The 25,741-nt window shown below is 71.1% G+C and carries 23 protein-coding genes and 1 riboswitch; of the genes, 11 read left to right on the top strand and 12 right to left on the bottom strand.

From position 1 onward, the window contains the following. Positions 1-18: 18 nt before the first annotated feature. Entirely contained in the window at positions 19-156 is a 138-nt protein-coding gene (locus AB0E90_RS22985) for a hypothetical protein (RefSeq protein WP_360408994.1), read from the top strand. Here AB0E90_RS22985 and AB0E90_RS22980 read toward each other — a convergent pair whose 3' ends face one another. Further along, positions 157-1,944 carry a LamG-like jellyroll fold domain-containing protein gene (locus tag AB0E90_RS22980; protein ID WP_360408991.1) on the bottom strand — a complete coding sequence of 596 codons (1,788 nt, stop codon included), beginning with the start codon at positions 1,942-1,944 and terminating at the stop codon, positions 157-159. It abuts the gene before it with no gap. Positions 1,945-2,170: 226 nt separating this feature from the next. Here AB0E90_RS22980 and AB0E90_RS22975 point away from each other — a divergent pair, with 226 nt between their 5' ends. After that, positions 2,171-2,614, top strand: a complete 444-nt coding sequence (locus AB0E90_RS22975; RefSeq protein ID WP_360408988.1) for a hypothetical protein — start codon at positions 2,171-2,173, stop codon at positions 2,612-2,614. Here AB0E90_RS22975 and AB0E90_RS22970 read toward each other — a convergent pair. From AB0E90_RS22970 to AB0E90_RS22960, 3 genes are all read right to left on the bottom strand, one after another. After that, a complete protein-coding gene (locus AB0E90_RS22970) occupies positions 2,581-3,702 on the bottom strand; it encodes an FAD-dependent oxidoreductase (protein ID WP_360408985.1) in 1,122 nt (373 codons plus the stop codon). The genes AB0E90_RS22975 and AB0E90_RS22970 overlap by 34 nt on opposite strands. Positions 3,703-3,774: 72 nt before the next feature. Then, complete coding sequence (locus AB0E90_RS22965; protein WP_360408982.1) at positions 3,775-4,680, bottom strand: RNA polymerase sigma-70 factor; 906 nt, start codon at positions 4,678-4,680, stop codon at positions 3,775-3,777. Between the two features lie 62 nt (positions 4,681-4,742). Next, positions 4,743-6,146, bottom strand: a complete 1,404-nt coding sequence (locus AB0E90_RS22960) for a DHA2 family efflux MFS transporter permease subunit (protein ID WP_360408979.1) — start codon at positions 6,144-6,146, stop codon at positions 4,743-4,745. Positions 6,147-6,224: 78 nt separating this feature from the next. Between AB0E90_RS22960 and AB0E90_RS22955 the strand changes: the two genes are divergently transcribed. After that, the gene (locus tag AB0E90_RS22955) at positions 6,225-6,779 is read left to right on the top strand and encodes a TetR/AcrR family transcriptional regulator (protein WP_360408976.1); all 555 of its coding nucleotides are present in this window, start codon (positions 6,225-6,227) and stop codon (positions 6,777-6,779) included. On the opposite strand, the gene folP is transcribed toward AB0E90_RS22955, so the two are convergent. Beyond that, positions 6,776-7,651, bottom strand: a complete 876-nt coding sequence (folP, locus tag AB0E90_RS22950) for a dihydropteroate synthase (protein ID WP_360408973.1) — start codon at positions 7,649-7,651, stop codon at positions 6,776-6,778. The genes AB0E90_RS22955 and folP overlap by 4 nt on opposite strands. A gap of 55 nt (positions 7,652-7,706) precedes the next feature. Between folP and AB0E90_RS22945 the strand changes: the two genes are divergently transcribed. Continuing rightward, on the top strand, positions 7,707-8,645 hold the full coding sequence (locus tag AB0E90_RS22945) for a TIGR03557 family F420-dependent LLM class oxidoreductase (RefSeq protein WP_360408970.1): 939 nt from the start codon (positions 7,707-7,709) through the stop codon (positions 8,643-8,645). Here AB0E90_RS22945 and AB0E90_RS22940 read toward each other — a convergent pair whose 3' ends face one another. Next, positions 8,646-9,269: a hypothetical protein gene (locus tag AB0E90_RS22940; protein ID WP_360408967.1), complete on the bottom strand. Its 624-nt coding sequence runs from the start codon at positions 9,267-9,269 to the stop codon at positions 8,646-8,648. Positions 9,270-9,462: 193 nt separating this feature from the next. Then, on the bottom strand, positions 9,463-10,011 hold the full coding sequence (locus tag AB0E90_RS22935) for a TetR/AcrR family transcriptional regulator (RefSeq protein ID WP_360408964.1): 549 nt from the start codon (positions 10,009-10,011) through the stop codon (positions 9,463-9,465). A gap of 75 nt (positions 10,012-10,086) precedes the next feature. Between AB0E90_RS22935 and AB0E90_RS22930 the strand changes: the two genes are divergently transcribed. From AB0E90_RS22930 to AB0E90_RS22915, 4 genes are all read left to right on the top strand, one after another. Then, the gene (locus tag AB0E90_RS22930) at positions 10,087-11,265 is read left to right on the top strand and encodes an acetyl-CoA C-acyltransferase (RefSeq protein WP_360408961.1); all 1,179 of its coding nucleotides are present in this window, start codon (positions 10,087-10,089) and stop codon (positions 11,263-11,265) included. Between the two features lie 21 nt (positions 11,266-11,286). Beyond that, positions 11,287-13,320 (top strand): prolyl oligopeptidase family serine peptidase, encoded by a 2,034-nt coding sequence (locus AB0E90_RS22925; protein WP_360408958.1) that lies wholly within the window; start codon positions 11,287-11,289, stop codon positions 13,318-13,320. A gap of 67 nt (positions 13,321-13,387) precedes the next feature. Next, positions 13,388-13,843, top strand: coding sequence for a hypothetical protein (locus AB0E90_RS22920; protein WP_360408955.1), 456 nt, complete (start codon positions 13,388-13,390; stop codon positions 13,841-13,843). Next, entirely contained in the window at positions 13,843-14,349 is a 507-nt protein-coding gene (locus tag AB0E90_RS22915; protein ID WP_360408952.1) for a hypothetical protein, read from the top strand. The genes AB0E90_RS22920 and AB0E90_RS22915 overlap by 1 nt, the downstream gene beginning before the upstream one ends. Before the next feature lie 51 nt (positions 14,350-14,400). Here AB0E90_RS22915 and cydC read toward each other — a convergent pair whose 3' ends face one another. From cydC to AB0E90_RS22900, 3 genes are all read right to left on the bottom strand, one after another. Continuing rightward, positions 14,401-17,859: a thiol reductant ABC exporter subunit CydC gene (gene cydC / locus AB0E90_RS22910; RefSeq protein ID WP_360408949.1), complete on the bottom strand. Its 3,459-nt coding sequence runs from the start codon at positions 17,857-17,859 to the stop codon at positions 14,401-14,403. A gap of 392 nt (positions 17,860-18,251) precedes the next feature. Then, complete coding sequence (gene cydB, locus AB0E90_RS22905) at positions 18,252-19,232, bottom strand: cytochrome d ubiquinol oxidase subunit II (protein WP_360408946.1); 981 nt, start codon at positions 19,230-19,232, stop codon at positions 18,252-18,254. Positions 19,233-19,245: 13 nt separating this feature from the next. Continuing rightward, positions 19,246-20,604 carry a cytochrome ubiquinol oxidase subunit I gene (locus tag AB0E90_RS22900; RefSeq protein ID WP_360408943.1) on the bottom strand — a complete coding sequence of 453 codons (1,359 nt, stop codon included), beginning with the start codon at positions 20,602-20,604 and terminating at the stop codon, positions 19,246-19,248. A 72-nt stretch (positions 20,605-20,676) separates the two neighbouring features. Between AB0E90_RS22900 and AB0E90_RS22895 the strand changes: the two genes are divergently transcribed. The 3 genes from AB0E90_RS22895 (at position 20,677) to AB0E90_RS22885 (ending at position 23,187) form a co-directional block, all read left to right on the top strand. Continuing rightward, positions 20,677-21,024 (top strand): BlaI/MecI/CopY family transcriptional regulator, encoded by a 348-nt coding sequence (locus AB0E90_RS22895; RefSeq protein ID WP_360408940.1) that lies wholly within the window; start codon positions 20,677-20,679, stop codon positions 21,022-21,024. After that, the gene (locus AB0E90_RS22890) at positions 21,021-21,926 is read left to right on the top strand and encodes a M56 family metallopeptidase (protein WP_360408937.1); all 906 of its coding nucleotides are present in this window, start codon (positions 21,021-21,023) and stop codon (positions 21,924-21,926) included. The genes AB0E90_RS22895 and AB0E90_RS22890 overlap by 4 nt, the downstream gene beginning before the upstream one ends. A gap of 119 nt (positions 21,927-22,045) precedes the next feature. Continuing rightward, a riboswitch (cyclic di-AMP (ydaO/yuaA leader) is annotated at positions 22,046-22,180 on the top strand. Between the two features lie 104 nt (positions 22,181-22,284). Then, positions 22,285-23,187, top strand: coding sequence for an NlpC/P60 family protein (locus tag AB0E90_RS22885; RefSeq protein WP_360408934.1), 903 nt, complete (start codon positions 22,285-22,287; stop codon positions 23,185-23,187). A 48-nt stretch (positions 23,188-23,235) separates the two neighbouring features. On the opposite strand, the gene AB0E90_RS22880 is transcribed toward AB0E90_RS22885, so the two are convergent. Next, a complete protein-coding gene (locus tag AB0E90_RS22880) occupies positions 23,236-24,582 on the bottom strand; it encodes a M1 family metallopeptidase (RefSeq protein WP_360408931.1) in 1,347 nt (448 codons plus the stop codon). A 21-nt stretch (positions 24,583-24,603) separates the two neighbouring features. After that, complete coding sequence (locus AB0E90_RS22875) at positions 24,604-25,044, bottom strand: MarR family transcriptional regulator (RefSeq protein WP_360408928.1); 441 nt, start codon at positions 25,042-25,044, stop codon at positions 24,604-24,606. Positions 25,045-25,741: the final 697 nt, after the last annotated feature.

Below are 25,741 nucleotides of genomic sequence, written 5' to 3'. Positions count from 1 at the left end.
CCGGCGTACCTCTCATCGATGGTCGCGGCCGACAACGCCGAGCTGGCCGCGGCGACCCGGGTGCTGCTCGACCCGGCCGGCACGGTCGAGCCGGCCGACCCGCGGATCGCCGCGATGATCCGTGAGTCGGCCGGCGTCCTAGATGAGGCCCGTTGATCAGCCGATGTGGATCCACACGTCGTCGAGGCTGCCGTGGAACTGGTCGCCGTCGGCGCCCACGCCCTTGCCGCCGACGCTGAACGGCAGGCTCGACACCACCGACAGCTCGACCGGAACGGCCACGCTCGTCATGATCTGGCCGTCGACCACGACCGACAGCGTCGGGCCGGTGCGCCGGCACTCCAGGGTGTGCCACTTGCCGTCGGCGATCGACTCGCGGCTGCGGGCGATGTGCACGGCCTTCTCGTCCTTGCCGCCCATCCCGCAGCTCGGCTTGCCGGACACCCCGTCGACCTGCAGCTTGTACTGCCCGCCGCCGGTCGAGTAACCCTTCTGCAGGATGTTCTCGCCGCTCGCGGTCTCGGCCGCGGCCAGCAGCACGGTCGCGCCGTAACGCAGCGGCCGGTTGCCCGGGTTCAGGTCGGCGGTGTCGGCGGCCTGCAGCACCAGTCGCGGGCAGGTAGTGCCGGTGCACTTGGGCGGGAACGTGAGCGCCTGCCCGCTGCCCCGCGGCGCCATCGTCACCTTGCCGCCGTTACGGCTCACGGCGCGCAGCAGATGTCCGTGCCCGGAGCCGTCGTCGAACGTACCGTCGGCAATGGTGGTGTCGAAGTTGTAGGACGCGACGTAGTCGTTGGCGGTGGTGTTCGTGTCCGTCGCCTCGGTGCGCGTGGCGCCGGCGAACGACACGTAACGCTTGCGGGCCACCCCGCCGACCGTGGTGAAGTCGCCGACCGCGCTGATCGCGCCGAGCGCATCGCTGGTGGCCAGCTGCCGGGTGCCGGCGACGCCGTTGGCCTGCGGCGACCAGTCGAGCAGGTTGCCCTGGGCGTCGATCGCGGCCAGCTTGCCCCGGGTCACCGACCCGTCGGTGCAGACGCCCTTGATCCCGTTGTTCGAGGTGGTGCAGGCCTTGTCGAAGTGCCCGCCGACGTAGGTGATGCCGCCGAGCGTGGCGATGGCCTGCGCATCCCCGTCGAAGACGCGGGTCCACCGGGTCTGGCCGGTGCGGGTGTAGGCGATCGCCCGGCCGCCTTGGCCGCCGAGGGCGGCATAGACGCCGGCCTGGTCGGCGGCGAGCGCGAAGACCTGCGACACCGGCTTGGCGACGAAAGACTTGTCGAGTACGCCGGTGGCCGGGTCGACGGCGCTCAGTCGCAGCGTGGACGGGACGCCGTTGGTCTTGTGGAAGCGCCCGCCCAGATAGATGCGATCGGACGTGTACGCCATCGCGCTCACCACGTCGTCGGTGGTCGGCGCCCACGCATCCAGCGCGCCGGTGGCCAGCGTGAACGCGGCCAGGTTGGTGCGCGGCGTGCCGTCCACGGCGGTGATCCGGCCGCCGACGTAGAGCCGGCCGAAGCCGGCCACCAGGGCGCTGGGCTGGCCGAGGACGGTGTGCCGCAGCGCGGTGAGCTGGCCCGAGGTCGCGCCGATGCCGGCCACCGCGTCCCGCGACGTGCCGTTGACGTTGTCGAAGTCGCCGGCCGCATAGACGGTGTCGCCGTCGACGGCAAGGGCGCGCACGTTCGCGTCGGCCGCCGGGTGCCAGTCGAGCAGGGCGCCGGTGCGGGCGTTGAACGCGGCCAGCCGGGTCCGGGCGACGTTCTTCCCGCCGGTGTTCGCGCTGGTGAAGTTGCCGCCCACGTAGACGGTGTCGCCGCGGTAGGCGACCGCGTAGACCGGTCCGTTGAACGAGGGGGAGACGACCGGATCGGTCGAGACCACCCCGGCCAGGGCCACGCCGCCGGCCGCGACGACCGCGGCGGAGACGGCGGCGATCATAGTCCGACGGACGACCGATTTACCGCTTTTTCGCATGTTGGGCACAATGTCGGTTAACTGTGGTCTACCGCAGGGAGATGTGTCGCCTAACGGGTGGCAAATTGGACCGATCGGCCTAATCCCGCCGGATTTCATCGTGCGCGATCAATCTTCCTACCGGTGGGTATCTATGCTTGTCCGCACGCGAGCGCGAGCATCGCGTACGAGAGCTCGAGGGAGAAACGCCGTGCCGCAACGCCGCCTCACCGCCCTGCCCCTCGCCCTGATCGCGACGGCGGGTCTCGCCTCCGGCTGCGCCATCGAGATCTCCCCGGAAGCGGTGCCGGTGCCGTTCAGCGTCGCGCCCACCCCGTCCGCCTCGGCCGGGGTGCCGGCCTACGTGTGCACCGCCGCCTACAAGATCCTCACCGACGGCGCGGTGCAGCTCGCGGTGAAGATGAACGGCTCGTCCGACTCGGCGAAGCAGGACATGCGCGACGCGTTCACCGGCATGGCGGCCAAGCTCGACAAGGAGGCGGCCGGCACCCCGGACGCCGACCTGAAGCAGGCGCTCGCGGCGGTGTCGGCCGACCTCCGGACGGCGTCGCAGCAGACCGACCCGAAGGCGTACGTCAACGGCGGCTTCCAGACCGTCGGTCAGAAACTCGACGACGCCTGCGCGGACTCGTAACGGCCGGTCCGGACCCGGTGGCGGCGAACCACCAGGACGGTGGGGTGGGCGGTGCCCCAGGCCGCGCCGGCGCAGACGAACTCCTTCACCCGGGCGGCCGCGGCGCCGGTCAGCGCGGACTGCTTGGCCCGGTCGTCGGGGGTCACCCACTGGACGATGCCGTCGTGCCGGCCCAGGCTGATGCACTGGCCGTAGTAGCGGAGCGGGATCGTCTTCACCTCGCGGCCGGTCAGGCGGGCGGCGATCGCGTCGGCGGCCTGCCAGGCCATCGGGACGCCCGATGCGCAGGACATGCGCAGCGGCTTGTCGCCGGGGCCGGCGGCGAAACCGGCGTCGCCGACCGCGTAGACGTCGGGGTGCGAGACCGAGCGCATCGTCGCGTCCACCTCGATCTGCCCGGTGCCGGCGACCGTCAGGCCGCTGGCGGCCGCGATCGGGTGGGCCGCGAAGCCGGTCGTCCACACGGTCAGGTCGGCCGTCATGTCGCCCGGGGCGATCTCGGTGCGGTCGTGCACGGTGACGCCCAGCCTCGTGAAGGCGCGGGCCAGGTGCTGCCGGGCCTTGTCGCTCAGCCAGCCGCCCACGACCTCGCGGGCGGCGATCGACACGGTCAGGTCGGGGCGGGACTCGGCGATCTCGGTGACCGCCTCGATGGCGGTCAGGCCGCCGCCCACCACCCGGACAGTCGAGCCGGCGGCCAGCTCGCGCAGGCGGTCCCGCACCCGCAGCGCGGCGGGGCGGCTGGCCACGTGGTGGCCGTCGGCGGTGGCGGTGCTGCCCAGGGCGTACACCAGGGTGTCGTAGGGAAGTTCGCCGTCGGAAAGCTGCACCGTTCGGCGGTTCACGTCGACCGCGGTGACCCGGGCCGTCCGTACCGTGACATGGGTTTTGGCATAGAGGTCGCGCAGCGGCCGGGGGCGCAGGTCCTGGCCGGTGGCCAGCTGGTGCAGGCGGATCCGCTCGACGAAGTCGGGCTCGGCGTTGACCAGGGTGATCTCGGCGTCGCCGGGGTGCAGGCGGCGGGCCAGGCGGCCGGCGGCGTGGGTTCCGGCGTATCCGGCGCCCAGGATCACGATGCGGTGTTTCATGACGTCGCTCCTGTCAGGTGGGGTGCGCTCGGTTCCTGAACCGGGCAGCGGCCCCCTTCCTGACAGGCGCGGCTATGACGTGGGCCACAGGCGCCGGAGCTTCTCCGGGTTGGCCTGGATGTAGAGGGCGGCCACGCCGTCGGTGGTCACGTCCATCGAGATGACGCCGACGACCCGGTCGCCGACCAGGGCCAGCACGGCGGGGGTGCCGTTGACGTCGGCGACCCGCGCGCTCAGGGCGCCGGTGCCGACGTATCGCTCGACCAGCGCCGGCTGCCACGCGCCGCGCAGGAACCGGGCGATGGTCAGGGCGCCGGTGACCGGGGTCGCGCGGGCCGGGACGTGTCCGCCGCCGTCGGCCACGCCGGTCGCGTTCGTGGTGAGCAGCTGCACGAGGCCGTCCACGTCGCCGCTGAGCGTCGCGGCCAGGAACTCCTCGACGATCTTCCGGGTGGTGACGGCGTCCGGCTGGGTGCGGGCGCGGTCGGTGGCGATGCGCTGCTTGGCGCGGTGGTGGATCTGCTGGCAGTTCGCCTCGGTGAGGTCGAGGATCTGGGCGATCTCGCCGTGCGGGTAGCCGAACGCCTCGCGCAGCACGTACACCGCGCGCTCGTTGGGGGACAGCCGCTCCAGCAGGGTGAGCACCGCGATCGACACCGACTCACGCTGCTCGGCCGTCTCGGCCGGGCCGAGCATCCGGTCGCCGGCCGGCAGCGGCTCCGGGAGCCACTGCCCGACGTAGGTCTCCCGCCGGGCCCGCGCCGAGGTGAGCTGGTTGAGGCAGAGGTTGGTGAGCACCTTGGTCAGCCACGCGCCGAGTGTCTCGATGTGCTCCCGATCGGCCGCCTGCCAGCGCAGGAAGGTGTCCTGCACGGCGTCCTCGGCGTCGCTCGCCGAACCCAGCAGGCGGTAGGCGATCGCCTCGAGCCGGGGCCGGAAGCGTTCGAAGAGATCTATCTCGGACGAACTGAGCGCCATCGCCGCACTGTAGCGCCCCCGTCCCCGGCTGCCCCGGGCAAAGCTGCCCGGGGCGCCGGTGGTCAGTGGCGCTTGGGGAGCCAGAGCGCCACCACCGCGCCGGCGGCCACGATCGCCGCGCCCACGAAGACCGCGGGGCGCAGGCCGTCCACGAAGGCCGCGTGACTGGTGTAGCTGCCGTACGAGCTGAAGACCGAGGCCAGCGCCGCGACGCCGACCGCGACGCCCAGCTCGCGGACGGTGTTGTTGGCGCCGGAGGCGACGCCGCGCTGCTGTTCGGAGACGCTGGCCAGGGCCATCGTGCTGATCGGGGCGAAGGTCAGGCCCATGCCGACGCCGGCCATGGCGAACGCGATGACCAGGTCGCGGTAGCTGACGGTGGCGGTGCTGGCCAGGCCGATCCAGAGGATCGCCCCGGCGAGCAGGACCTGGCCCGCGAAGATCAGGTTCCGCTGGCCGAGCCGGTCGCCGAAGATGCCGGCCAGCGGCGCCACCACCATCGGGGCCATCGTCCAGGGCAGCGTGCGCAGGCCGGAGTCGAGCGGGCTCAGCCCCTGCACCACCTGGAAGAACTGGGCGAGCAGGAACACCGCGCCGAACGTGCCGGCCGAGAACGTCAGGGTCACGATGTTGACGAGGCTGAAGGCGCGGGACCGGAACAGGCTCAGTGGCAGCATCGGGGTGCGGTTGCGGTTCTGCCACAGCAGGAACGCGGTGACCAGAACGGCGCCGGTGATGAGCATGCTCAGGACGCGGACCGATGCCCAACCGTGGTCGGGGCCATCCACCACTCCCCAGATCAGCAGGAGCATCCCGCCCGCGGAGAGGGCCAGACCGAGCGGGTCGAGCTTGCGGGCGCCGCCACGGGACTCGTCCAGAACGGTCGCGGCCAGGACGACTGCCACCACGCCGACCGGGACGTTCAGCCAGAAGATCCAGTGCCAGTCGAGGCCCTCGACGACGGCGCCGCCGACCACCGGGCCGACCGCGACGCCGAGGCCGCTGATGCCGCCCCAGGCGCCCACCGCCGCGGTGCGCAGCCGATCCGGCACCGCCTCGGCCAGCAACGTCAGCGCCAGCGGGGCGACCGCGGCGCCGCCCAGGCCCTGGATCGCGCGGGCCAGGGTCAGCTGCCAGCTCTCCGAGGCCAGACCGGCGGCGGCCGAGGCGAGGGTGAAGACGGTGATGCCGGCCAGGAACATCCGGCGGCGGCCGATCCGGTCGCCGAGCGCGGCCGCGGTGAGCAGGAAGGCGGCGAACGGCAGCGTGTACGCGTTGACGAACCACTGCAGGTCGGTCAGCGACGAGTGCAGGTCCTCGCGGATCACCGGCAGTGCCGTGCTCACCACCAGGTTGTCGAGCGTGACCATGAAGGTCGGGATGCCCACGGCGGCGAGAACCGCCGCGAGGGGGCGCGCTTTGCGGGCCGGCGGCGAGGCCGGCTGGCGTACGGCGGTGGTGGTCATCTGCTTTGCTCCCCGGAAGTTGTTATCGAATGATAACTACGACAGCCACGTTAGTTATTGACTGATAACCTGTCAACCATGACCACCCGCACACGTCTCACCGCGGAGGAGCGGCACGCTCAGCTCGTGACCGCCGCCGTCACCGCGTTCAGCCTCGGCGGCTACGCCGGCACCACCACTGACCAGGTCGCGCGTCTGGCCGGCGTCTCCCAGCCGTACGTGATCCGGATCTTCCGCACCAAGCAGGAGTTGTTCATCGCGGCGGTCAATCACGCCGGCGACCGGGTCGAGGCGAAGTTCCGCGAGGCCGCCGCGGTCTCACCGACCCTGGCCGCGATGGGGGAGGCCTACGACGATCTGCTGGCCGAGCGGGAGCTGATCGTGCTGCTGCTGCACGGCTTCGCCGCGGCCGGCTCCGACCCGGTGATCGGCGACCCGGTGCGGGCCTGCTTCGGCCGCCTCTACGAGACCGTCCGCGAGCTGACCGGCGTCAGCTCCGAGGAGGCCCGCGAGTTCTTCGCCGTCGGCATGCTGCTCACCTGCCTGGGCGCGATGCGCGTGCTCGGCCCGGACGCCGTGCCCCCGCAGCCCTGGGTCACCGACATGATGACCGGCTGGGATCACAAGGATTAGATGTTGTGCCTGGTGTAGGCGGGCTGGCGCCAGCCGAGGACGGCTTCGGTCAGGCGTACGGCGTCGACCGTCGCCGCCACGTCGTGCACCCGGACGATGCGGGCGCCCTTGGTGATGCAGAAGACGACCGCGGCCAGGGTGCCGGACAGCCGCTCGGTCTGGGCGGCGTCCAGGGTCTCGCCGATGAAGTCCTTGTTGCTCACCGCGGCCAGCACCGGGTAACCGATCCCGGCGATCTCGTCGAGCCGGCGGGTGATCTCCAGGGTGTGGAAGGTGTTCTTGTTCAGGTCGTGACCCGGATCGATGATGATCTGATCGGCGCGCACCCCGCGGGACAGCGCGAGCGCGACGCGTTCGGACAGGAAGGCGCCCACCTCGGCGGTCACGTCCTGATACTGCGGGCTCGGCCACGGGGTGCGCGGGGCGGCCAGGCTGTGCGTGATCACCAGCTGGGCGGCGGTGCCGGCGACCGCGTCGGCCATCGCCGGGTCACGCAGGCCGGAGGTGTCGTTGATGACGCCGGCGCCGGCCGCGATCACCTCGCGGGCCACCTCGGGGCGGAACGTGTCGACCGAGACCACCGCGAGGTCACGGGCCGCCGTCACCACCGGTAGCACCCGATCAAGCTCCTCGGCGGCGCTCACCTCGGGGCCGGGGGCGAACGGGACGCCACCGATGTCGATCCAGTCGGCGCCCTCGGCGGCCGCCTGCCGGACCCGTTGCAGGGCGTGCTCGAGCGCGAACGTGCTGCCCCGGTCGTGGAACGAGTCGGGCGTCCGGTTCACGATCGCCATCACCGCGACCTGCCGGGCGAAGTCGAACTTGCGCCCGCCGATGACCCGTGCCCCGTTGTCGCCCACGATTCCGCCCACGATTCGCGAGGTTAACAGGCAGTGTGGGCGCGCCGTTTCGGGGAACTCGGCAGTCATGGAACTGGGATTCAAGCTGGCGGCGGAGGCCTTCGGGCCCAAGGAGCTGATCCGGCAGGCGGTGCGGGCCGAGGAGGCCGGGTTCGCGTTCGCCGAGATGAGCGATCACTACCATCCGTGGTTGGACGTGCAGGGGCACTCACCGTTCGTGTGGAGCGTGCTGTCGTCGGTGGCCTCGCGGACCTCGACGCTGCGCCTCGCGACCGGTGTGACCTGCCCGACGGTGCGTTACCACCCGGCGATCATCGCGCAGGCCGCGGCGACTCTGGCGATCATCTCCGATGATCGATTCACGCTGGGCGTCGGCGCCGGCGAGCGGCTCAACGAGCACGTGGTGGGGCGCGGTTTTCCGGCCGTACGGGAACGGCAGGAGCTCCTCGCCGAGGCGCTGGACATCATCAACCTGCTGTGGCAGGGCGGGTACCAGTCGTACGACGGCCGGTATCTCAAGCTGGAGGACGCCCGGGTCTTCGATCTTCCCGACCGGCTGCCGGCCATCGCGGTGGCGGCCGGCGGCAAGCAGGCCGCGGAGCTGGCGGCCACGCACGGCACGGGTCTGTTCGCCACCGAACCGCGGGCCGATCTCGTCGACGCGTTCGCCGCCGCGGGCGGAACCGGGCCGAAGTATGCCGAGATCCCGGTCGCGTGGGCGCCCACCGTCGACGAGGCCGTCCAGGCCGCGCACAAGACCACCCGGTGGGCGGTGACCGGCTGGAAGGTGATGTCCGAGCTGCCCAACCCGGCGAACTTCGAGGCGGCCAGCGCGACGGTCCGGCCCGACGACATCAAGGACAAGTTCGCCGTCGGCCCGGACCCGCAGCCCTATCTGGCGGCGATCCGCGAGTACGAGGCGGCCGGCTACGACCACATCGCGCTGATGAACTGCGGACCGGACATGGACGGCTTCCTCGACTTCGCGGCGAAGGAGCTGATGTAACTAGTAGAGCTCGGCCAGAACTGTCGGGGCGGAGCTCCCCTCCCAGGTGCCGGAGAGATACAGAAGACCGGCGGCCGGCTCGTCGCTCAGCACGCGACGCACTTCCAGCCGTACGGCCGAGGTGACCACGACGGCCGGATCGCCCTCCTCGGCCCGGAACACCTCCCCGGCCGGCTCCGAGGTCTGCGCCCAGCCGCTGCCGCGCACCCGCATCTGCGGGTCGCGGCGCTGCGGCCCCTCGGCCGTCTCCACCAACTCCTCGGCCTCGTGGCCGCCGGTGCGGATCGCCGTCGTGAGCGCCTCGATGTAGACGGGGTCGGCCACCGCGTCGTAGACCCAGCGGGTGCCGAGCACCGAGTGCTCGGTCGTGCCGACCAGGTGCTGCTCGGCGTCCTCGAGCGCCGCGGCGCGGTAGGTGAGCGGCACGTGCACGAGCGGGCCGCCCTCCGCACGGACCAGGAGCATCTCCACCCCGACCTCGCCCGCCGGGTCGTCGAAACGACACGCGGCGATCCGCTGGAGGTCCTTCACATCGTCGGCCGGGTACCAATGGCGGCCGGGAAGCCAAGCCGAAAGCAACTCGAGTTTGGTCGGAGAAAGTGTGGCCTGGTGGATAGTCGCCATGGGCGGACTCTAGGCGATCGGGTCGGCACAGTCTGCTGCGACCCGGCCGTGTTACCAGCCACATCTCCTGGTAGTCGCCCTGCGGCCACCGGCCCGACACGACCCGGTTCCGAGGCGGGGCAGCGATGTTGCTCGATGAATGGCAATGTGGATCAGGCGGAGCGCTCGCCTGCTTGGGCCGCGCTGATCGCCACTACCCCTCGCCGACCAGGTCGCGGCACCAGTCGACGGCCACGTCCGGGTCGGTGCCGGTGCCGGCGTAGAGGGCGCCGATCAGCAGCCACAGCCGGTCGGCCAGCAGTGGCGGCCGGCCCAGCTCGGCGACCAGGTCGTCGACCTGGCGGCGGGTGTCGGCCAAGTATCTGCGGGCCACCCGGGCCGGCTCGTCGCTGCCGGCCGGGAACTCGGTCAGGTAGTTGCGGAAGGCGCAGCCCCGGAAGTCGCGGCGGCGGGTCCGGGACGCGACCTCGGCGACCACCGTGACCAGCCGGGACGCCGGGTCAGGCGGGCATGCTGACAGCGCGGCCGCGGCGGTCCGGTCGCGGTCGGTGCGGATGTGCTCGAGGTACGCCGCGGTCAGCGCCGCCTTGCTGGGAAAATGGCGGTAGAGCAGGTTCTTTCCGCAGCCGGCCGCCTCGATCACCCGGGACATGCCGACCGCCCGCACCCCATGGGAGTAGAAGAGGGTGGTGGCCGTCGACAGGATGCGGTCGCGAGCCGTGGGGTCTGCGGGGCGGGCCATGAGTGACGAGCTTAACGGACCGATCGGTCCGCCATGCGGATAGTATCGGGCCGACTCTATGTGGAGGGCAGACACATGCGGGACGCAGTCATCGTCGACGCGGTACGCACCCCGATCGCCAAGGGCAAACCCGGTGGCGCCTATCACCAGGTGCATCCGGTCGACCTGCATGCGTACGTGCTGCGCGCGCTCGCCGAGCGCAACCGGCTCGACCCGGGCGAGATCGACGACGTCATCGGCGGGATCGTCGGCCAGGTCGGCGAGCAGAGCACCAACGCGACCCGGCTCGCCGCGCTGGCGGCCGGCTTTCCCGAGTCGGTGCCGGGCGTCACCGTCGACCGGCAGTGCGGCAGCAGCCAGCAGGCGCTGAGCTTCGCGGCGCAGGGCGTGATCGCCGGCTCCTACGACCTGGTCATCGCGTCCGGCGCCGAGTCGATGTCGCGCGTGCCGATCGGCAGCTCTGCCCTGGTCGACGGGGCCCGCGCCGACGTCGGCGGGCCCGGCGTCGAGCGGCGTTACCCCGGCGGGCTGATCCCGCAGGGGATCGCGGCCGAGCTGATCGCCCGCCAGTGGGGGTTCAGCCGGGCGCAGCTCGACGAGTTCTCGGCCACCAGCCACCAGCGGGCCGCCGACGCCTGGAAGCAGGGGCACTTCGACGCGCAGATCACGCCGGTCAACGACCTCGCGGTCGACGAGACGATCCGGCCCGGCACGACCGTGGAGATCCTCGGCGGCCTCCGGCCGGCCTTCGCCCACCCGAGCTGGGCCGAGCGCTTCGGCGAGATCGACTGGAAGGTCACCGCGGGCAATTCCAGCCCGGTCAACGACGGCGCCGCCGGTCTGCTCGTCACCACCGGCGAGATCGCCGAGCGGCACGGCTGGCGGCCGCGCGCCCGCGTCCACACCGTCACCGCCGTCGGCGACGACCCGATCATGATGCTCACCGGGATCATCCCGGCCACCGCCAAGGTCCTCGCGCGGGCCGGGCTCGGCATCGGCGACATCGACGCGTTCGAGGTCAACGAGGCGTTCGCCTCGGTCGTGCTGGCCTGGCAGGCCGAGACCGGCGCCGACCCGGCCAAGGTCAACGTGGACGGCGGGGCGATCGCTCTCGGGCATCCGCTCGGCGCCAGCGGGGCCCGGCTCGCCACCACGCTGCTCGGAGTTCTGGAACGCACCGGCGGCCGTTATGGACTGCAGACCATGTGCGAGGCCGGTGGCACCGCCAACGCGACAATCATCGAGCGCTTGTAGCTTTCGGCAAGACTGGCCGGTATGTCGTCGACGTTCCCGGGTCTTCTAGCTCGCACCCAGCAGTTCCGGCTCGGCCGGCCGCAGCGGATCAGCCTCACCCCGGACGGCCGGCGGGTGCTGTTCCTGCGGTCGTCCGGCGGCGAGGACCCGGTGCGCCGGCTCTGGCAACTCGACCTCGAGACCGGGGCGGAACGCCTGCTCGCCGACCCGCTCACCGCGGGCGGCACGGCGCCGACGGCGCAGGAGCGGACCCGGCGGGAACGGGCCCGCGATCAAGGCGCCGGCATCGTCGATTACCACTTCGATCATGGTGTACGGGCTATCGCGTACACGGTTTCCCAAGAACTGCATCTGGTCGATCCGTGGACCGGGCAGGGTGGCCGGGTTCCCGCCCGGGCGCCCCTGACCGATGCGGTGATCAGCCCGGACGGCACCGCGGTGGCCTACGTGCACGAGGGCGCGTTGCGGCTGATCGGCGCCGACGGCGGCGGCGATCGCGCCCTGGCCGAACCGGAGAGCCCGGACGTCACCTACGGCCTGGCCGAGCACGTGGCGGCCGAGTCGATGGACCGGCAGCGCGGGCACTGGTGGTCGCCGGACTCCGACCGGCTGGCCGTCTGCCGGGTCGACAACGAGCCGGTCGCCACCTGGTACCTGAGCGACCCCACCGAGCCCGCCCGGCCGCCGTCCGCGCACCGCTACCCGGCGGCCGGCTGCGCCAACGCGGTCGTCAGCCTGCACCTGCTCGACCGCGACGGCGGCCGGGTCGACGTGGACTTCGGCTGGGACGACTACGAATATCTGGTCGCCGTCGTGTGGGATGCACATGGCTTGCTGGCGGTGTTGCAGAACCGTCCGCAGACAGTTCTGCGTACCGTCGAGGTCGACCCCGGCACCGGCCGGGTCCGCACCGTCGCCGAGAACCACGACGCGGCCTGGACCCAGATCGTCCCCGGCGTGCCGGCCCGCACCGCCTCCGGGGCACTGATCGGCACCGTGGATCTCGGTGACACCCGCCATCTGACCGTGGACGGGAAGCCGGTCACCCCGGCCGGGCTGCAGGTCGCCGAGGTGCACGGATGCGACGGCGACACGGTCCTGTTCGGGGCGTCGCAGGAACCGGCCGAGCGGCACCTGTGGACCTGGTCGCCGCCGGACGGCAGCATGCAGGTGACCACCGTGCCGGGGCGGCACTCCGGGATCCGGGCGGCGGGCACCACCGTGGTCAACTCGGCGACCCTGGACGGGCAGGCGATCACCGTTGCCGGGCGTACGGTCAAGGATCTTTCGGTCGCGTCCCCGTGCGTACCGCAAGTGACGCTGTTGAAGGCCGGGGAGCGGGAGTTGCGGACGGCCGTGCTTTTTCCGGCCGGCTGGCAGGGTGAGCGGCTCCCGGTGCTGATGGATCCCTATGGTGGCCCGGCCGCGCAGCGGGCGGTCGCCAACCGGGACCTGTTCTACGTCTCGCAGTGGTTCGCCGACCAGGGTTTCGCGGTGATCGTCGCCGACGGGCGCGGGACACCCGGGCGTGGGCCGCGCTGGGAGCGGACCATCCGCGGCGACCGTTCCACCGTTCTTCTGGAAGACCAGGTTGCGGCGTTGCAGTCGGTGGCCGCCGACCATCCGGAACTCGACCTGACGCGGGTCGGCATCCGCGGCTGGTCGGCCGGCGGATACCTGGCCGCCCTGGCCGTCCTGCGCCGGCCGGACATCTTCCACGCCGCGGTCGCCGGTGCGCCGGTCACCGACCACCTGCTCTACGACTCACACTGGCAGGAACGCTTCCTCGGCGATCCGCGCACCGACCCGGCGGCCTACCAGCGGTCGTCGCTCATCGACGACGCCCCGTCCCTGGAACGGCCGCTGATGCTCATCCACGGCCTGCGCGACGACAACGTCTTCCCGGTGCACACGATGCGACTGTCGGCGGCCCTGCTCGCCGCCGGCCGGCCGCACACCGTCCTCCCGCTGCCCGGCGGCAGCCACCTGGCCCCCGACGTGGACCTGCTCACGCCCCAGCTCCGGTTCCTCCGCGAGGCGCTGAACATCGACTGAATGTCGCGGCCGCGTCAACTCCACAGTGGATTAACAGTACGGATGACGAGGTCTACCGTCGGCCGGTATGAGCGGGGGCCTGCGGGTGATGATCGTGTCCGGCAGCGGTGGGGTGCTGCTGGACATGCTCGCCCTGCGCCCGTGGTGGCAGCAGCACGACACGACCTGGGTCGCGGTGCCCGCCGCCGACACCGAGATCGCCCTGGCCGGCCTGCCGGTGACCTGGCAGCCCGACCCGGCCGCGTGGCCCCATGCGGCCGCCGCGGTGTGGCGGGCCTTCCGGCTGCTCGGCCGGGCCAAGCCCGACCTGGTGGTCTCGGCCGGGCGCCGGCTCACCCTGCCGTTCTTCCTGGCCGCGCGGTTGCGCCGGGTGCCGACGATCTGGCTGGAAACCCTGACCCAGACGGGTACGCCGTGCGGCGCCGCCCGCCTCCACGCCCGGCTGGCCCGGCTGGTGCTGGTGCAACGGCCGGAGCGGGTCGCCGCCCACCGCGACGCGGTGCTGGTGGGCGAGCTGTACTGATGGCCGCCATCCTGGTCACGGTCGGCATGGGGCCGTGGCCCTTCGACCGGCTGATCCGGGCGGTCGAGCCGCTCTGCGCCTACCACGACGTGTTCGTGCAGACCGGCACGTCGGCCGTGACGCCACCCTGCCCGCACGCCCGCTGGATCCCGCTGGACGAGATGCGCCGCCGGCTCTCCGACGCCGACCTCGTCATCACCCACGCCGGCAGCACGGTCCGGCTCGTGCAGCGCCTCGGCGGCGTGCCGATCGTGGTCGCCCGGATGCGGCCCGCGGCCGAGACCGGCTCGGACCGGCAGGAGCTCTACTTGCGGTCCGAGGAGCGGACCGGCCGGGTCCAGGCCGTGTGGGACGTCGCCGACCTGCCGGCCGCGGTGGCCGCCCACGCCGCGGTGGCGGCCGGCCTGCGCGAGTCACGACCGCTGCCACCCGCCGTCTCCGACGAGACCTTGATCAAGACCCTGGACGAGGTCAGCCGCCGGCTCACGGGCAGGCCTCGACGGTGAGCTGGTCGGGCGGGGGAAGCTCATCCGGTCCTTCTCGCCAGAACTGAGCCATCAGCCGGCGATCGCGGGGGCGGGTCGGCCGCTCAGGTCGATGACCCGGTCGACCCGGTCGAGGCCCTCGGGGCGGTGGGTGAGCAGGAGAACCGTGCGGCCGGTGGCGGCGTCGAGCAGGTCGGCCATCAGGGACTCGGCCAGCTCGGTGTCGAGGCCCTCGGTGGGCTCGTCGAGGATCAGGATCTCCGGGTCGGCCAGCAGGGCGCGGGCGATGGCCAGCCGGCGCGCCTGACCACCCGACATCGTGCTTCCGCCGGTGCCCAGCCAGGTCTCGAGGCCGTCGGGAAGGCTGTCGAGCCAGTCGCCGAGGCGGAGCCGGTCGAGAGCCGTGCGCAGGTCTGCGTCGGTGGCGGTGGGCCGGGCCAGGCGAAGGTTCTCCCGAACGGTCGAGGCAAAGATGTGACCGGTGTCGTCGCCGACCAGAACGATGCGGCCGCGCACCGCCGCTTCGGGGAAGGTGCGCAGGTCACGGCCGTCTCCAGCGGTGATCGTCCCGGCCCGGGGGTCGAGCAGCCGAGCAAGGACCGCACCGAGCGTGGACTTCCCGGACCCGGAACGACCGGTCACCGCGACGCGCGCACCGGCGGGAAGGTCGAGGTCGAAGTCGCGCAGGGCAGGTGCATTGCCCGGGTCCCAGCCCGCGGAAAGGCCCCGCACCACGAGACCGCCGATCGCCAGGCCGCTCTTCGAGGCGTTCCGCCATTGCCGGGAGTTGGTGGGATCGGCGTGGACTTCCGTGGGGAAGGTGACCGGCGCCGGGGCGGAGGCCAGGTCGGTGAGGCGGATGGTGGCGCCGGCCTCGCGCCGGCGGGCGATGGCCGCGTCGGGGAGGGACAGGGCCGCTTCGCCGAGGGCGACCAGGGCCAGGATGAGCGCGGCCGTCCACTCGGGGGAGACGGTGGTCTGCGACAGCGCCCAGGCGGAGCCGGCCACGGCGATGCCCCAGCCCAGATGAGCTAGCGCGGTGGCCTGGCCGGCCAGTCGGGCGGAGCGGGACTCGATGGCGGCGAGAGCGCGGCTCCGTTCCACCGGCACGCGGCTTCCGGTCGGGAGCTCTTCCAGGCCGTCGATGGTTTCCACCATGGCGTCGCGAAGGTGAGCGCGGGCGGTGGCGGTCGCCTCGTCCTCCCGGGTCGTGTGCCGAGCGGCCAAGGCGGGAGCGAGAAACGCGGCTACCACCAAACCGATCGACAGTGGAATCATCGCCGTCGGAGCGATCGCTCCCGTCGCGAGCGCGGCCACGGCCAGGGTCACGGCCGCGCTCGCCGCCGGGAGCCGCCCACGGAGCAGACCGTCGACGCGGGCGTCCACGTCGGTGGCCACCCGGTCCAGCAGCTCGCCGCGCCGGCGCAACCGCGGCCCGGGAACGCGAGCGATCAGGTCGGCATAGACCCGCGCCCGGCGGGCGCCAAGGCGGGCGAAGGCGATGTCGTGGGCGACCAGGCGTTCCAGGTAGCGCAGCAGCGGCCGAGCCACCGCACTGCCCCGCACCAGCACCACGGCCGCCGAGAGAGTAAGCACCGGCGGCAGGGTGGCCGCCCGAACCAGCAGCCAGGCCGCGGCGCCGGTCAGCACCAGCCCGGCCAGCGAGGAGCCACTGCCAAGCCCAACCGCAACAGCCCGCGGAAGCGCCCGGCGAACAGCCCGTTCCGGCGGATGCGTGGCGTGCTGCTGCGGCCAGGCCTCGGTAACCGGCCCGGGGGAGCCCTTGGTGGAAGCGTCGTCCTCGGCCGGCGACAGCAGGCGCGGCGACCTCGCGGTGACCGGAACGATTCGGTCGGCGGCGTCCAGCAGAGCCGTGCGGTGGGCCACCACGAGCACAGCGGATCCCGCGTCGGCGACGGCCCGGATCTGGGCGATCACCTGACGTTCGGTGTCCGCGTCCAGGTGAGCGGTGGGCTCGTCCAGCAACAGCGTCGTGGGTGCTGCGGAAGCCCGCTGCAGGAGCGCAGCCAGCGCGAGCCGGTGCCGCTGCCCGGCGGAGACGCCGGCGCCGTGCTCGCCGAGCGGCGTCTGCGGCGTGAGCTCACCGCCCAGCCCAACCATGGCCAACGCCGCCGGCGCGGAGCCGGCCGGAAAGAGATCGGCGACCACGCGAGCGTGCGGCAGGACAGGCCGCTGCGGCAGATAGAGAGTTCTGCCCGCGCTGCCCGCGCTGCCCGCGCTGCCCGCGCTGCCCGCGCTGCCCGCGCTGCCCGCGCTGCCCGCGCTGCCCGCGCTGCCCGCGCTGCCCGGGTGGCCTGTGCTGCCCACGACGACCGTGCCGGCCTCGGCCGGATGAAAGCCGGCGATGACCCGCAAGGCGGTCGATTTCCCAGCCCCGGATGGGCCGCTGAGCGCCACGATCTCGCCGCCAGCAACGGTGAACGCGGGAAGCGAGAGCGCGTCGACCACCGCGCCGGGGTAACGCGCACGGAGGTCGGAGGTGACAACGCCGGTAGCCGGCAAGGTGTCCGGCTGGACGCTGGTAGCTGGCAGGGTGACTGGCTGGACACCGGTAGCCGGCTCGGTGAGCGGCTGGACGCTGGTAGCTGGCGGGGCGCTCGCGGGTTTGGGGTGCTTCGTTGGGTGGGTGGGCTGGTCGGGTGGGGACTGGGGTGGGGTGCTTAGGACCTCGTCTATGTCGGTGATTACTGCGGTGGCGTCGGTGGCGGCGTGGTAGCGGGCGGCCATTTCGCGCAAGGGGCGGTAGGCCTCGGGGGCCAGCAGGATTACCAGCAGGGCGGGAGCCAGGCTCAGATGGCCTGCTGCGACTCGCAGGCCGGCCTCTACCGCGATCAGGCCGACCGAGAGGGTGCCGACCAGGTCCAGGGCCGTCGACGACAGGAAGGCCACTCGCAGGACCTGCAGGGTGGCGGTTCGGTGCTTGTCGGTCAGGGTGGTGATCACCTCGGTCTGGCGGTGGGCGCGGCCGAAGACTCGCAGGGTCGGTAGGCCTCGGACCGCGTCCAGGAAGTGGCCGGCCAATCTCGCGTCGGCCTGCCATCGCTGCCGGGCTCGGGCCTCGGTGGCCCAGCCGATCAAGGCGCCCAGCACCGGGATCAGCGGAAGCGTCACCAGGGCTATCAGCGCCGACGCCGGGTCCACGATGGCCATCACGATGATTACCAGCGGAGGGAGAGCTACCCCCAAAACCAGGGATGGGAGGTAGCCGCTGAACCACGGGCGCAGGGAGTCCAGGCCGGTGGTCAGGACGGTGGTCAGGCGGCCCGCGCCGAATGCTGCCGCCCACGCCGGGCCACGCTTCGGCAGGGTGTGCAGCAGGCTGCGGCGCAGTTCGTCGGTCACCTTGGCTGCGGTGCGGACGGCCACGATCTGTTCGGCCCCCGACAGGGCGGCGCGTAGCGCGTACGCGCCGAGCAGCAGAGTGACCGCCCACCAGCGATGGGCCGCGATGATCAGGGTGAGTGCCGCCGCGATCGCGATGGTTGTCGCGGCCTGGAACGCGCCCAGCACCGCCAGCGTCAGGACGCCCGACCGGCCGCTGCGGGCGTGCCTCAGCAGGCGCGGGTCGATGGGTCCGCGCCGCCGCCCCGCGCCGTCGGCGCTGGTGACGCGTCCAGAGATCCTTCGCGGCCGGGGTGCCGCCGGTTTCCTTGAATTCGGGGCCTCGGACGCTTCGGAGGCCCCAACTTCCAGGACATTGGGCAGGTGACTCGCGTAGCTGCCGGGCCGGGACGCCGAAGGCTCTCTGGACCCGGAGTCATCCGGGTTGCTGCTGGGTCCCGTGGTCCCGGTCCCGGCCTTGGGGTCGGGCGCAGTGTGGGTTCCTTTGCTGGTGTGTTGGCCGGCTGGGTCTTCGGTGCTGCTGGCGGGCCGGGCGGGTGAGGGCTGGGTGGTTGAGGGGGTCATGAGGGGACTCGGTCGCTGGCTACTCGGCGGCGGAAGATTACGTAGGAGAAGGTCTGGTAGGCGAGTACGCCGGGGAGGATTACCGCGCCGAACCCGGTCAGCAGCTTCAAGGCGGTGGGGGTGGCGGCGGCTGCGGTTGTCGTCAAGGACCAGGCGTCGTTCAGGGTGCTTGGCAGGATCACGTGGCCGTTGGCGGTCAGCACGGCTACCACCGTTCCGGCCACGCCGACTGCCGTAGTCGCGAACGCCAGGGCCTCGCGGCTGTTTCGGGCCAGCATGCCGGTGGCCAGGGACAGGGCGGCGGCGGCCAGGACCAGGCGGGACGACGTGGCTATGCCGGCGACTACCAGGACTACCGCGCCTGCGGTGCCCAGCCACCTGGCCAAGGTTCTCGCTCGGCGGCGGACCGGGCCCGTCGTGCGCAGGCTCAGGAACGTGCTGCCGAGCAGGAGGGCGGCGAAGAGGGCGGCTGCGGCGCCGGCCAGGGACGCCGGGGTCAGCAGGGGGTCCAGGCTGCGGGAGAGGCCCGCGCCGCGGACGGCGCCGTCGGGGCCTAGCGCCAGGCCGCGCACGAAGACCGTGAGCAGGGCGCCCCACAGCAGCACGATGGCGGCCGAGCTTGCCGCCAGGAACAGGTCGCAGCGGCGGCGCCAGGTGGCGCCGGAGCCCTTGCCGCGGAACTCCAGGGCCACCCCGCGGACGGCCAGGAGCAGCAACAACGCTGCCATCGGGAGATACAGGCCGGAGAGCAGGGCGCTGTACCACGCGGGGAAGGCGGCGAACGTCACGCCGATCGCGGCTACCAGCCAGACCTCGTTGCCGTCCCAGAACGGGCCGATCGTGCTGACGATCGCGCCGCGCTCGTGTTCAGAACGGCCGAGCAAGGGTTCCAGAACTCCGACGCCGAAGTCGAAACCTTCCAGGACGAAGAAGAGCACCCAGGCGAGTACGACGATCCAGAACCAGAAGGTGATCACGGAGCTGTCCTCCTCAGTAGACGGGCGCGGGTTCGGCGGCCGGTGAGTCGGCGGGCGGGCGCAGCGGCTGGCGGGCGACGTGGCGGATCACCCGGAACCACGCGATGGCCAGGACGCCGTAGATCACGGCGAAGCCGAGCAGCGAGGTGAGGACCTCGGCGCTGGTCAGGCCGGGGGAGATGCCGTCGGCGACCTTCGAGATGCCGAACGCGATCCACGGCTGGCGGGCGGTCTCGGTGAAGATCCAGCCGATCGTGTTCGCCGCCGCCGGCAGCAGCGGGATCAACGGCAACCAGCGGGTCAGCCAGCCGGGCGCGTCGCGCTTCTTGCGGGTACGCCACAGGTAGTACGCGGCAATCACCGCGGCCAGCATCCCCGCGCCGATCATGAGCCGGAACGACCAGAAGGCGACCGGGATCATCGGGACGTAACTGCCCGGGCCGTACTGGGCGGCGTATTGGGCCTGGAGATCGTCGATGCCCTGCACGGTGGCGGTCGGCGAGCCCTTGGCCAGGATGGACAGCAGCCACGGGATGTCCAGCGAGAACGACGGCAGCGGGTGGCCGATCGTGAAGAGCGAGAACGACGCCCCGCGGGTCGTCTCGTAGAGGGCCTCGGCGGCGGCCATCTTCATCGGCTGGACTCCGGTGATCACCTTGCCGAGGTGGTCGCCGGTCAGGGCGGTGGCGGCGCCGCCGGCCACCATCAGCCAGGCGCCGAGGCGGGCCAGGGTGCGGTGCGCCGGCTCGGCGGCCAGGCGCCAGACCGCGATCGCGAGCAGCAGCGCCCCGCCGACCATCGCGGCGCCGGCCAGGGTGTGCGGGAACGCGGCCAGGTTGACCTTGTTGAGCAGCAGCTCACGGAAGGAGGTGAGGCGCGCGCGGCCGGTGACCGGATCCAGCGCGTACGCAATCGGGTTCTGCATGAAGCTGTTTCCGGCCAGGATGATGAAGGCCGACAGCATGGTGCCCAGCGAGACGATCACGATCGTCGTCGCGTGCAGAAGGCGGGGCAGGCGGTCCCAGCCGAAGTACCAGAGCGCCAGGAACGTCGCCTCCAGGAAGAACGCGAGCATGCCCTCGATGGCGAGGGTGGGGCCGAAGACGTCGCCGTAGAACTTGGCGAACGCGCTCCAGCCCATGCCGAACTGGAACTCCTGCACCAGCCCGGTGACGACGCCGACCGCGAACGTCACGATCAGCAGTTTCCCGACGAACTTCGTCAGATCCAGCAGATCCGGGCGACGGGTGCGGAGCCAGGCGATCTCCAGCCCGGCGGCCACCGCGGCCAGGCAGATCGACAGCGGTACGAAGAAGTAGTGATAGATCGTGACGACCGCGAATTGCAGCCGGGTCAGGTCCAGCACGTCCATGAGGCCCCCCTACGACGTCTCGTAGTAGATACTACGACGCGTAGTACGACGCCGTGCAGTAGGATGCGTTACATGGCACTGGGGGACCTCGAGCGCGACGTCATGGCGCAGCTGTGGGACGCGGCGGAGCCGCTCACGGTGCGCCAGGTCCACGAGGCGCTCAGCCGCGGGCGCGACCTGGCCTACACGACCGTCATGACCGTGCTCGACCGTCTCGCCAAGAAGGGCGTGGTCGTGCAGCAGAAGGCCGACCGGGCCTACCGCTACACCCCGGCGCAGACCCGCGAGGAGATGACCGCATCGGTCATGCTCGACGCGCTGCGCACCACCGAGGACCAGGACGCCGCCCTCGCCTACTTCGTCGGCCAGCTCCCACCGGACGCGCTGGCCGCCGCCATCGAGGCCGCCAACAAGAAATGACGGCGCTCCTGCTCGGGGCGCTCGGGCTGACCCTCTCGCTGGTCGTGCCCGGCATCCTCGCGGGCGCGCGCTGGCCCGACCGGGCGCCGGCCGCCGCCGTGCTGCTCTGGCAGGCGATCACCCTGGCCGGCGTGCTCTGCGCGCTCGGCGTCGTGCTCGCCGCGCCGGAGGAGCTGACCCGCGCGTCCGGCAAACCCGTCGCCGCCGCGGCCCTGGCCGGCGCGCTGCTCATCGCGGCGACCATCGTGCTGCGCCTGCTGTGGTCGCTCTACGGCGTCTCGAAGCGCTCCCGCGCGCGCCGCGCCCGGCACCGGCTGCTCGTCGACCTGCTCGACCGGGTCGAACAGCGCGAGGAGCTCGGCGTCGACAACCTGCGTGTGCTGCAGGGGGCGCTGCCGCTCGCCTACTGCGTGCCCGGCCGGGAAGCGCGGGTGGTGCTCAGCGACGGGGCGCTGAAGATCCTCGACCGGCCGGAGATCGACGCGGTCCTCGCCCACGAGCAGACCCACCTGCGGCACCGCCACGACCTGGTGATGGAGTCGTTCACCGCGTTCTACCGGGCGGTTCCACGGCCGTTGCGCAGCCGGGCGCCGCTTGACGCCGTACACCTGCTGCTGGAGATGGTGGCCGATGATGCCGCGAGTCGCCGCGCCGGGCCCGCGCCCCTGCAGGCCGCGCTGGAGCGGCTGAGCGACGCCGTCCCGCTGGCGGAGGATGCCGCCGCCAATCCGAAGGGTGATGCGCGGCGTCGCCGGCTGGCCCGGCTGGGGGCGCCGCACACCCGGTCCGTCGGGCTCAACGCCCTCGCGAGTGTCGCCGCGGTCGGCCTGCTTGTTCTACCCACGGTGATCCTCGTGGTGCCGTGGCTGCACGTTGCGCTGCTTAAATGGCCGTTGAAGTAACGCTTGGTAACTACGCCCGAGCAAGCAGTTTCCTTGCCGTGGCCGCTTCAGTTAAGGACTTGATCCGGAGTACGGTGGTCCCCGGTTCGGCAGCCCCCCATCGTCCATCCGGACGATCTGACGGACCACCGCCTAATCGTCATTCGTGACGAACCGGGGACCCGAGTAGTTGGGGTGAAGCCGCGGCAACGCGGCCGGGCGCGCTTCCCGCTCGAACCCGTCAGCTAACCCGGTCGGCGGCCGAGGGAAGAAAGGACTACGCACCTACGTGAAACGGATTGGGGCGCGACGCGCCGCAGTTCTGCGCAGCATCGTCTGCGCTGCCGCCGCGCTGGGGGTCGTTCTTACCGGACCCTCCGTGGCGCACGCTGCTCCCTCGCCGAGCACGGTCGAGGCCCAGATCGACAAGCAGTGGAACGACCTCGAGCCGGTCATCGAGCAGTACAACGATGTGCACGGCACACTGCTGAAGAACCAGGCCCAGCAGAAGAAGCTGGCCTCCCAGATCACCCCGCTCCAGGTGCAGGTGGACGTTGCCCTGTCGCAGGTGCGCGGGCTGGCGACGGACGCGTACATGCAGGGTTCGCCCAACGCGTTCAACGCCATGCTCATCACCGGGTCGCCGACCGGGCTGACCGCCAAGCTGACCTACCTCGATCAGCTGGCGCGTCATCAGCAGGACCAGATCGCCGGTGTCGCCAAGCTGCGCGACAAGTACACCAGCACGAAGTCTGATCTGGACGTGCTGACCACGTCGATCGCGGCACGCGACGCCGACCTGTCCAAGCGCAAGGCCGCGATCGAGAAGAAGATCAACGACCTGCAGAAACTACGGATTCAGGCGTACGGGGCGAGCGGCGAGTCCGACGGCCCGTACAAGACCGGTCCGTGTCCTGTCACCTACACCAACGACAAGGGCGGCCGGGCGGCGCAGCGAGCCTGTGACCTCATCGGCAAGCCGTACGTCTTCGGTTCCGACGGCCCGAACAGTTACGACTGCTCGGGTCTGACGAAGGAGGCGTGGGCCAGCGTCGGCGTCCACCTCGAGCACTACACGAAAGACCAGTGGAACGAGGGCAAGGCGGTGTCACGCGACGAGCTTCAGCCGGGTGACCTGGTCTTCTACTATCCGGGCAGTCTCCATCACGTGGCCATCTATATCGGTGGCGGCATGGTGGTGCATGCCCCGCACACGGGCGACCATGTGCGGATGGCGACGATCGAGCGCGGGCCGATCGCCGGCTATAGACGACCGGGCTAGTTGGTGTGGCAGAGCCGCCGTTCTCTGTGAACGGCGGCTCTTTCGTGTCTAGCCCTCTACCCGGTGCGCGGTCCAGAACGAGGTCAGGTCGGTCGTGGTGGCGGCCTGTGCGGCGGCCTTGAAATCGGCCACCGTGGAGACTCCGTACCAGTGGCCGGCGGCGTACGACTTGAGCAGGTTTGTCATTGCCGTTGTGCCGATCAGGCGGCGCAAATCGTGCAACGTGCACTTGCCGTATCCGTAGATCACGGTGCTGTAGCGGCTCGAGTGTGCGTCCCAGTAGGCCATCGAATTGGTCAGCTTCTCCGCCGACGACTGCCAGGTGATGCCGCAACCGGTGCCGGTCTTGTTGAAGTACAGGTCGGTGGCGTAGTCGGTGAAGCCTTCGTCCAGCCACGGCGTGTTGTATTCGTCGTCGCCCACTATGCCGTAGAACCACTGGTGGGCCAGCTCGTGCGCGAGGGCGGTCGTGCTGATCACGTCGAGCACGAAGCCCGGATATTCCATGCCGCCGAACCAGTAGCCGTTGTCCAGCACCACGTCGGCCTCGCCGTACGGGTAGGCGCCGAACCGGCTCGAGTGCGCGTCCAGGGCGCCCTTGGCGGTGGTCAGCATCGAGTTGGCGCTCGTCGCGCTGATCGAACTCACCGAGTAGACGTTGACCTTCACGCCACCGCTGCTCGTCCCGGTGATCAGCTTGAACGGCCCGGCGGCCCAGGCGAACTCCCGCACCTGCTTGCCGACCGCCTTCGTCACCGTGCGGCCACTCGTGCCGGCGGTGTCGGTCGAGGCGCCGGTCGCGGGCACCGAGATCGTGCTCGGGTGATCCAGCGTCACCGTGTAATCAGAGGCGAGGGCATAAAAGGACTCACCATTATTGGTGTACGGGTCGAGATGCCACCCTTTTTCGTCCCTGATCGCCAGCACCGGAATGGCATTGCCGATGAAGTAATAGCTGCCGTCGTGGCCGAACCGGTCGATGCCGTCGGTCACCGTGATCGACAGGTCGAAGCCGACGGTGCCGCTCGCGCCCTGGGCCAGCGGGGCCGGCAGGGTGATCTTCAGGGCGGTGCAGGCGACCTCGGGTGACGCGGCAGTGCCGCCGGCTACGTTCGTGACCTTGATCGGCAGGGTCGTGCAGGTGCCGTGCGCGTTGTCCCAGAGGCGCAGGTAGACCTCGCTCAGCGCGACGGCGGACGCGTTGGTGAAGGTGACGCTTTCGTGCCCGGTCCAGACCCCTCCGGTGGAGTTACTGGTCAGGCTGATCGTGTACGCCGGGGTCGCCGGAGTACGGGTCGCGTCGGTGGCCGCTTGCGCCGGGGTGGCCGGCACAGCGATGCCCGCTGTCATGCTCGCGATGATCGCCAGCAGTGCGGGGGCGAGTCGTCTCATCATTCGATGAGGATGAATGTGTTGCTACTTCATGGGCAACGGAGGAAACCCTTGCCGGTGGTGCTCGTACAGCTTCGTGAGCAGCCTCGTCAGCTCCTGGCGCTCGGTCTCGTCGAGCGGCTCCAGCAGGGCATCCTGGATTCCTGCTGCCGTTGCGGCCAGCTCTTGCATGCGCTCTCGACCCTTGGGGGTGATCGTGATGACGTTACGGCGCTTGTCCGTTCGGTCGAGGATTCGCATGACGTATTCGCCGGCCTGCAGCTCGTTCAGGGCGGCGACTATGTCGCTCTGGTAGATGCCGGTGCGGCGGCCCAGGCTGGCCTGGCTCGTCGGGCCGTCCTGGTGCAGCGAGTTGAGGATGCGGTAGTGGTAGCCGCGGCCGCCGGAGGTTGCGAAACCCTCGCTGACCAGGCGGCCGGCGTGGGCGGCGGTCTGAGTTAGAAGCCAGCTCGGGAGTCGCTCCATGCGGCCGACCCTAACATTCGCCGCCCTAACGTTCGCCGCCCTAACGTTCGCCGCCCTAACGTTCGCCGCCCTAACGTTCGCCGCCCTAACGTTCGCCGCCCTAACGTTCGCCGCCTAACGTTCGCCGCCTAACGTTCGCCGCCTAACGTTCGCCGCCTAACGTTCGCCGCCTAACGTTCGCCGCCTAACGTTCGCCGCCCTAACGTTCGTGGCCCTAACGTTCGTGGCCCTAACGCTGTGAGCCGTTAGGTCAGCGTCAGTGCTTCGGCCGACGCGCGTGATCGTTGGGCGAGTGCTGCGGCTGATGCGTCGGCGTCCCGGGCGAACGGTGATCGGCTCGCATGATGGACGCGACGTGCACTGATCGGGAAGGCGTCCCGGATATTGGTTGATCTTCCGGATGCTGGACGTGCGGTCCATTTCATGGACAGTTGCACGAGACAAAAGACCCATAAAGTTGTATTTCATAGCACCAAATGTCGATCTAGGGAGTTTTCTGCGAGCTCGGCGCAGCAAAGTACCAAGATCGGCGCGAGGTGCGCGAGGTGCGCGAGGTGCGCGAGGTGCGCGAGGTGCGCGAGGTGCGCGAGGTGCGCGAGGTGCGCGAGGTGCGCGAGGTGCGCGAGGTGCGCGAGGTGCGCGAGGTGCGCGAGGTGCGCGAGGTGCGCGAGGTGCGCGAGGTGCGCGAGGTGCGCGT

Origin of the sequence: Actinoplanes sp. NPDC026619 (assembly GCF_040638295.1) — a bacterium.
In the GTDB taxonomy this organism is placed as follows: domain Bacteria; phylum Actinomycetota; class Actinomycetes; order Mycobacteriales; family Micromonosporaceae; genus Actinoplanes.
The sequence above is the reverse complement of the archived record's forward strand: the minus strand, read 5'-3'. Positions and strand labels throughout refer to the sequence as shown.

Coding starts and splice junctions, on each gene's coding strand:
- AB0E90_RS22985 (WP_360408994.1), top strand. CDS start 19: ATGGTCGCGGCCGACAACGCCGAGCTGGCCGCGGCGACCCGGGTGCTG.
- AB0E90_RS22935 (WP_360408964.1), bottom strand. CDS start 10,011: ATGGCCCGCCCCGCAGACCCCACGGCTCGCGACCGCATCCTGTCGACG.
- AB0E90_RS22955 (WP_360408976.1), top strand. CDS start 6,225: ATGACCACCCGCACACGTCTCACCGCGGAGGAGCGGCACGCTCAGCTC.
- AB0E90_RS22915 (WP_360408952.1), top strand. CDS start 13,843: ATGGCCGCCATCCTGGTCACGGTCGGCATGGGGCCGTGGCCCTTCGAC.
- AB0E90_RS22945 (WP_360408970.1), top strand. CDS start 7,707: ATGGAACTGGGATTCAAGCTGGCGGCGGAGGCCTTCGGGCCCAAGGAG.
- AB0E90_RS22980 (WP_360408991.1), bottom strand. CDS start 1,944: ATGATCGCCGCCGTCTCCGCCGCGGTCGTCGCGGCCGGCGGCGTGGCC.
- AB0E90_RS22890 (WP_360408937.1), top strand. CDS start 21,021: ATGACGGCGCTCCTGCTCGGGGCGCTCGGGCTGACCCTCTCGCTGGTC.
- AB0E90_RS22930 (WP_360408961.1), top strand. CDS start 10,087: ATGCGGGACGCAGTCATCGTCGACGCGGTACGCACCCCGATCGCCAAG.
- AB0E90_RS22925 (WP_360408958.1), top strand. CDS start 11,287: ATGTCGTCGACGTTCCCGGGTCTTCTAGCTCGCACCCAGCAGTTCCGG.
- AB0E90_RS22920 (WP_360408955.1), top strand. CDS start 13,388: ATGAGCGGGGGCCTGCGGGTGATGATCGTGTCCGGCAGCGGTGGGGTG.
- AB0E90_RS22900 (WP_360408943.1), bottom strand. CDS start 20,604: ATGGACGTGCTGGACCTGACCCGGCTGCAATTCGCGGTCGTCACGATC.
- AB0E90_RS22940 (WP_360408967.1), bottom strand. CDS start 9,269: ATGGCGACTATCCACCAGGCCACACTTTCTCCGACCAAACTCGAGTTG.
- AB0E90_RS22880 (WP_360408931.1), bottom strand. CDS start 24,582: ATGATGAGACGACTCGCCCCCGCACTGCTGGCGATCATCGCGAGCATG.
- AB0E90_RS22875 (WP_360408928.1), bottom strand. CDS start 25,044: ATGGAGCGACTCCCGAGCTGGCTTCTAACTCAGACCGCCGCCCACGCC.
- AB0E90_RS22895 (WP_360408940.1), top strand. CDS start 20,677: ATGGCACTGGGGGACCTCGAGCGCGACGTCATGGCGCAGCTGTGGGAC.
- AB0E90_RS22970 (WP_360408985.1), bottom strand. CDS start 3,702: ATGAAACACCGCATCGTGATCCTGGGCGCCGGATACGCCGGAACCCAC.
- AB0E90_RS22965 (WP_360408982.1), bottom strand. CDS start 4,680: ATGGCGCTCAGTTCGTCCGAGATAGATCTCTTCGAACGCTTCCGGCCC.
- AB0E90_RS22960 (WP_360408979.1), bottom strand. CDS start 6,146: ATGACCACCACCGCCGTACGCCAGCCGGCCTCGCCGCCGGCCCGCAAA.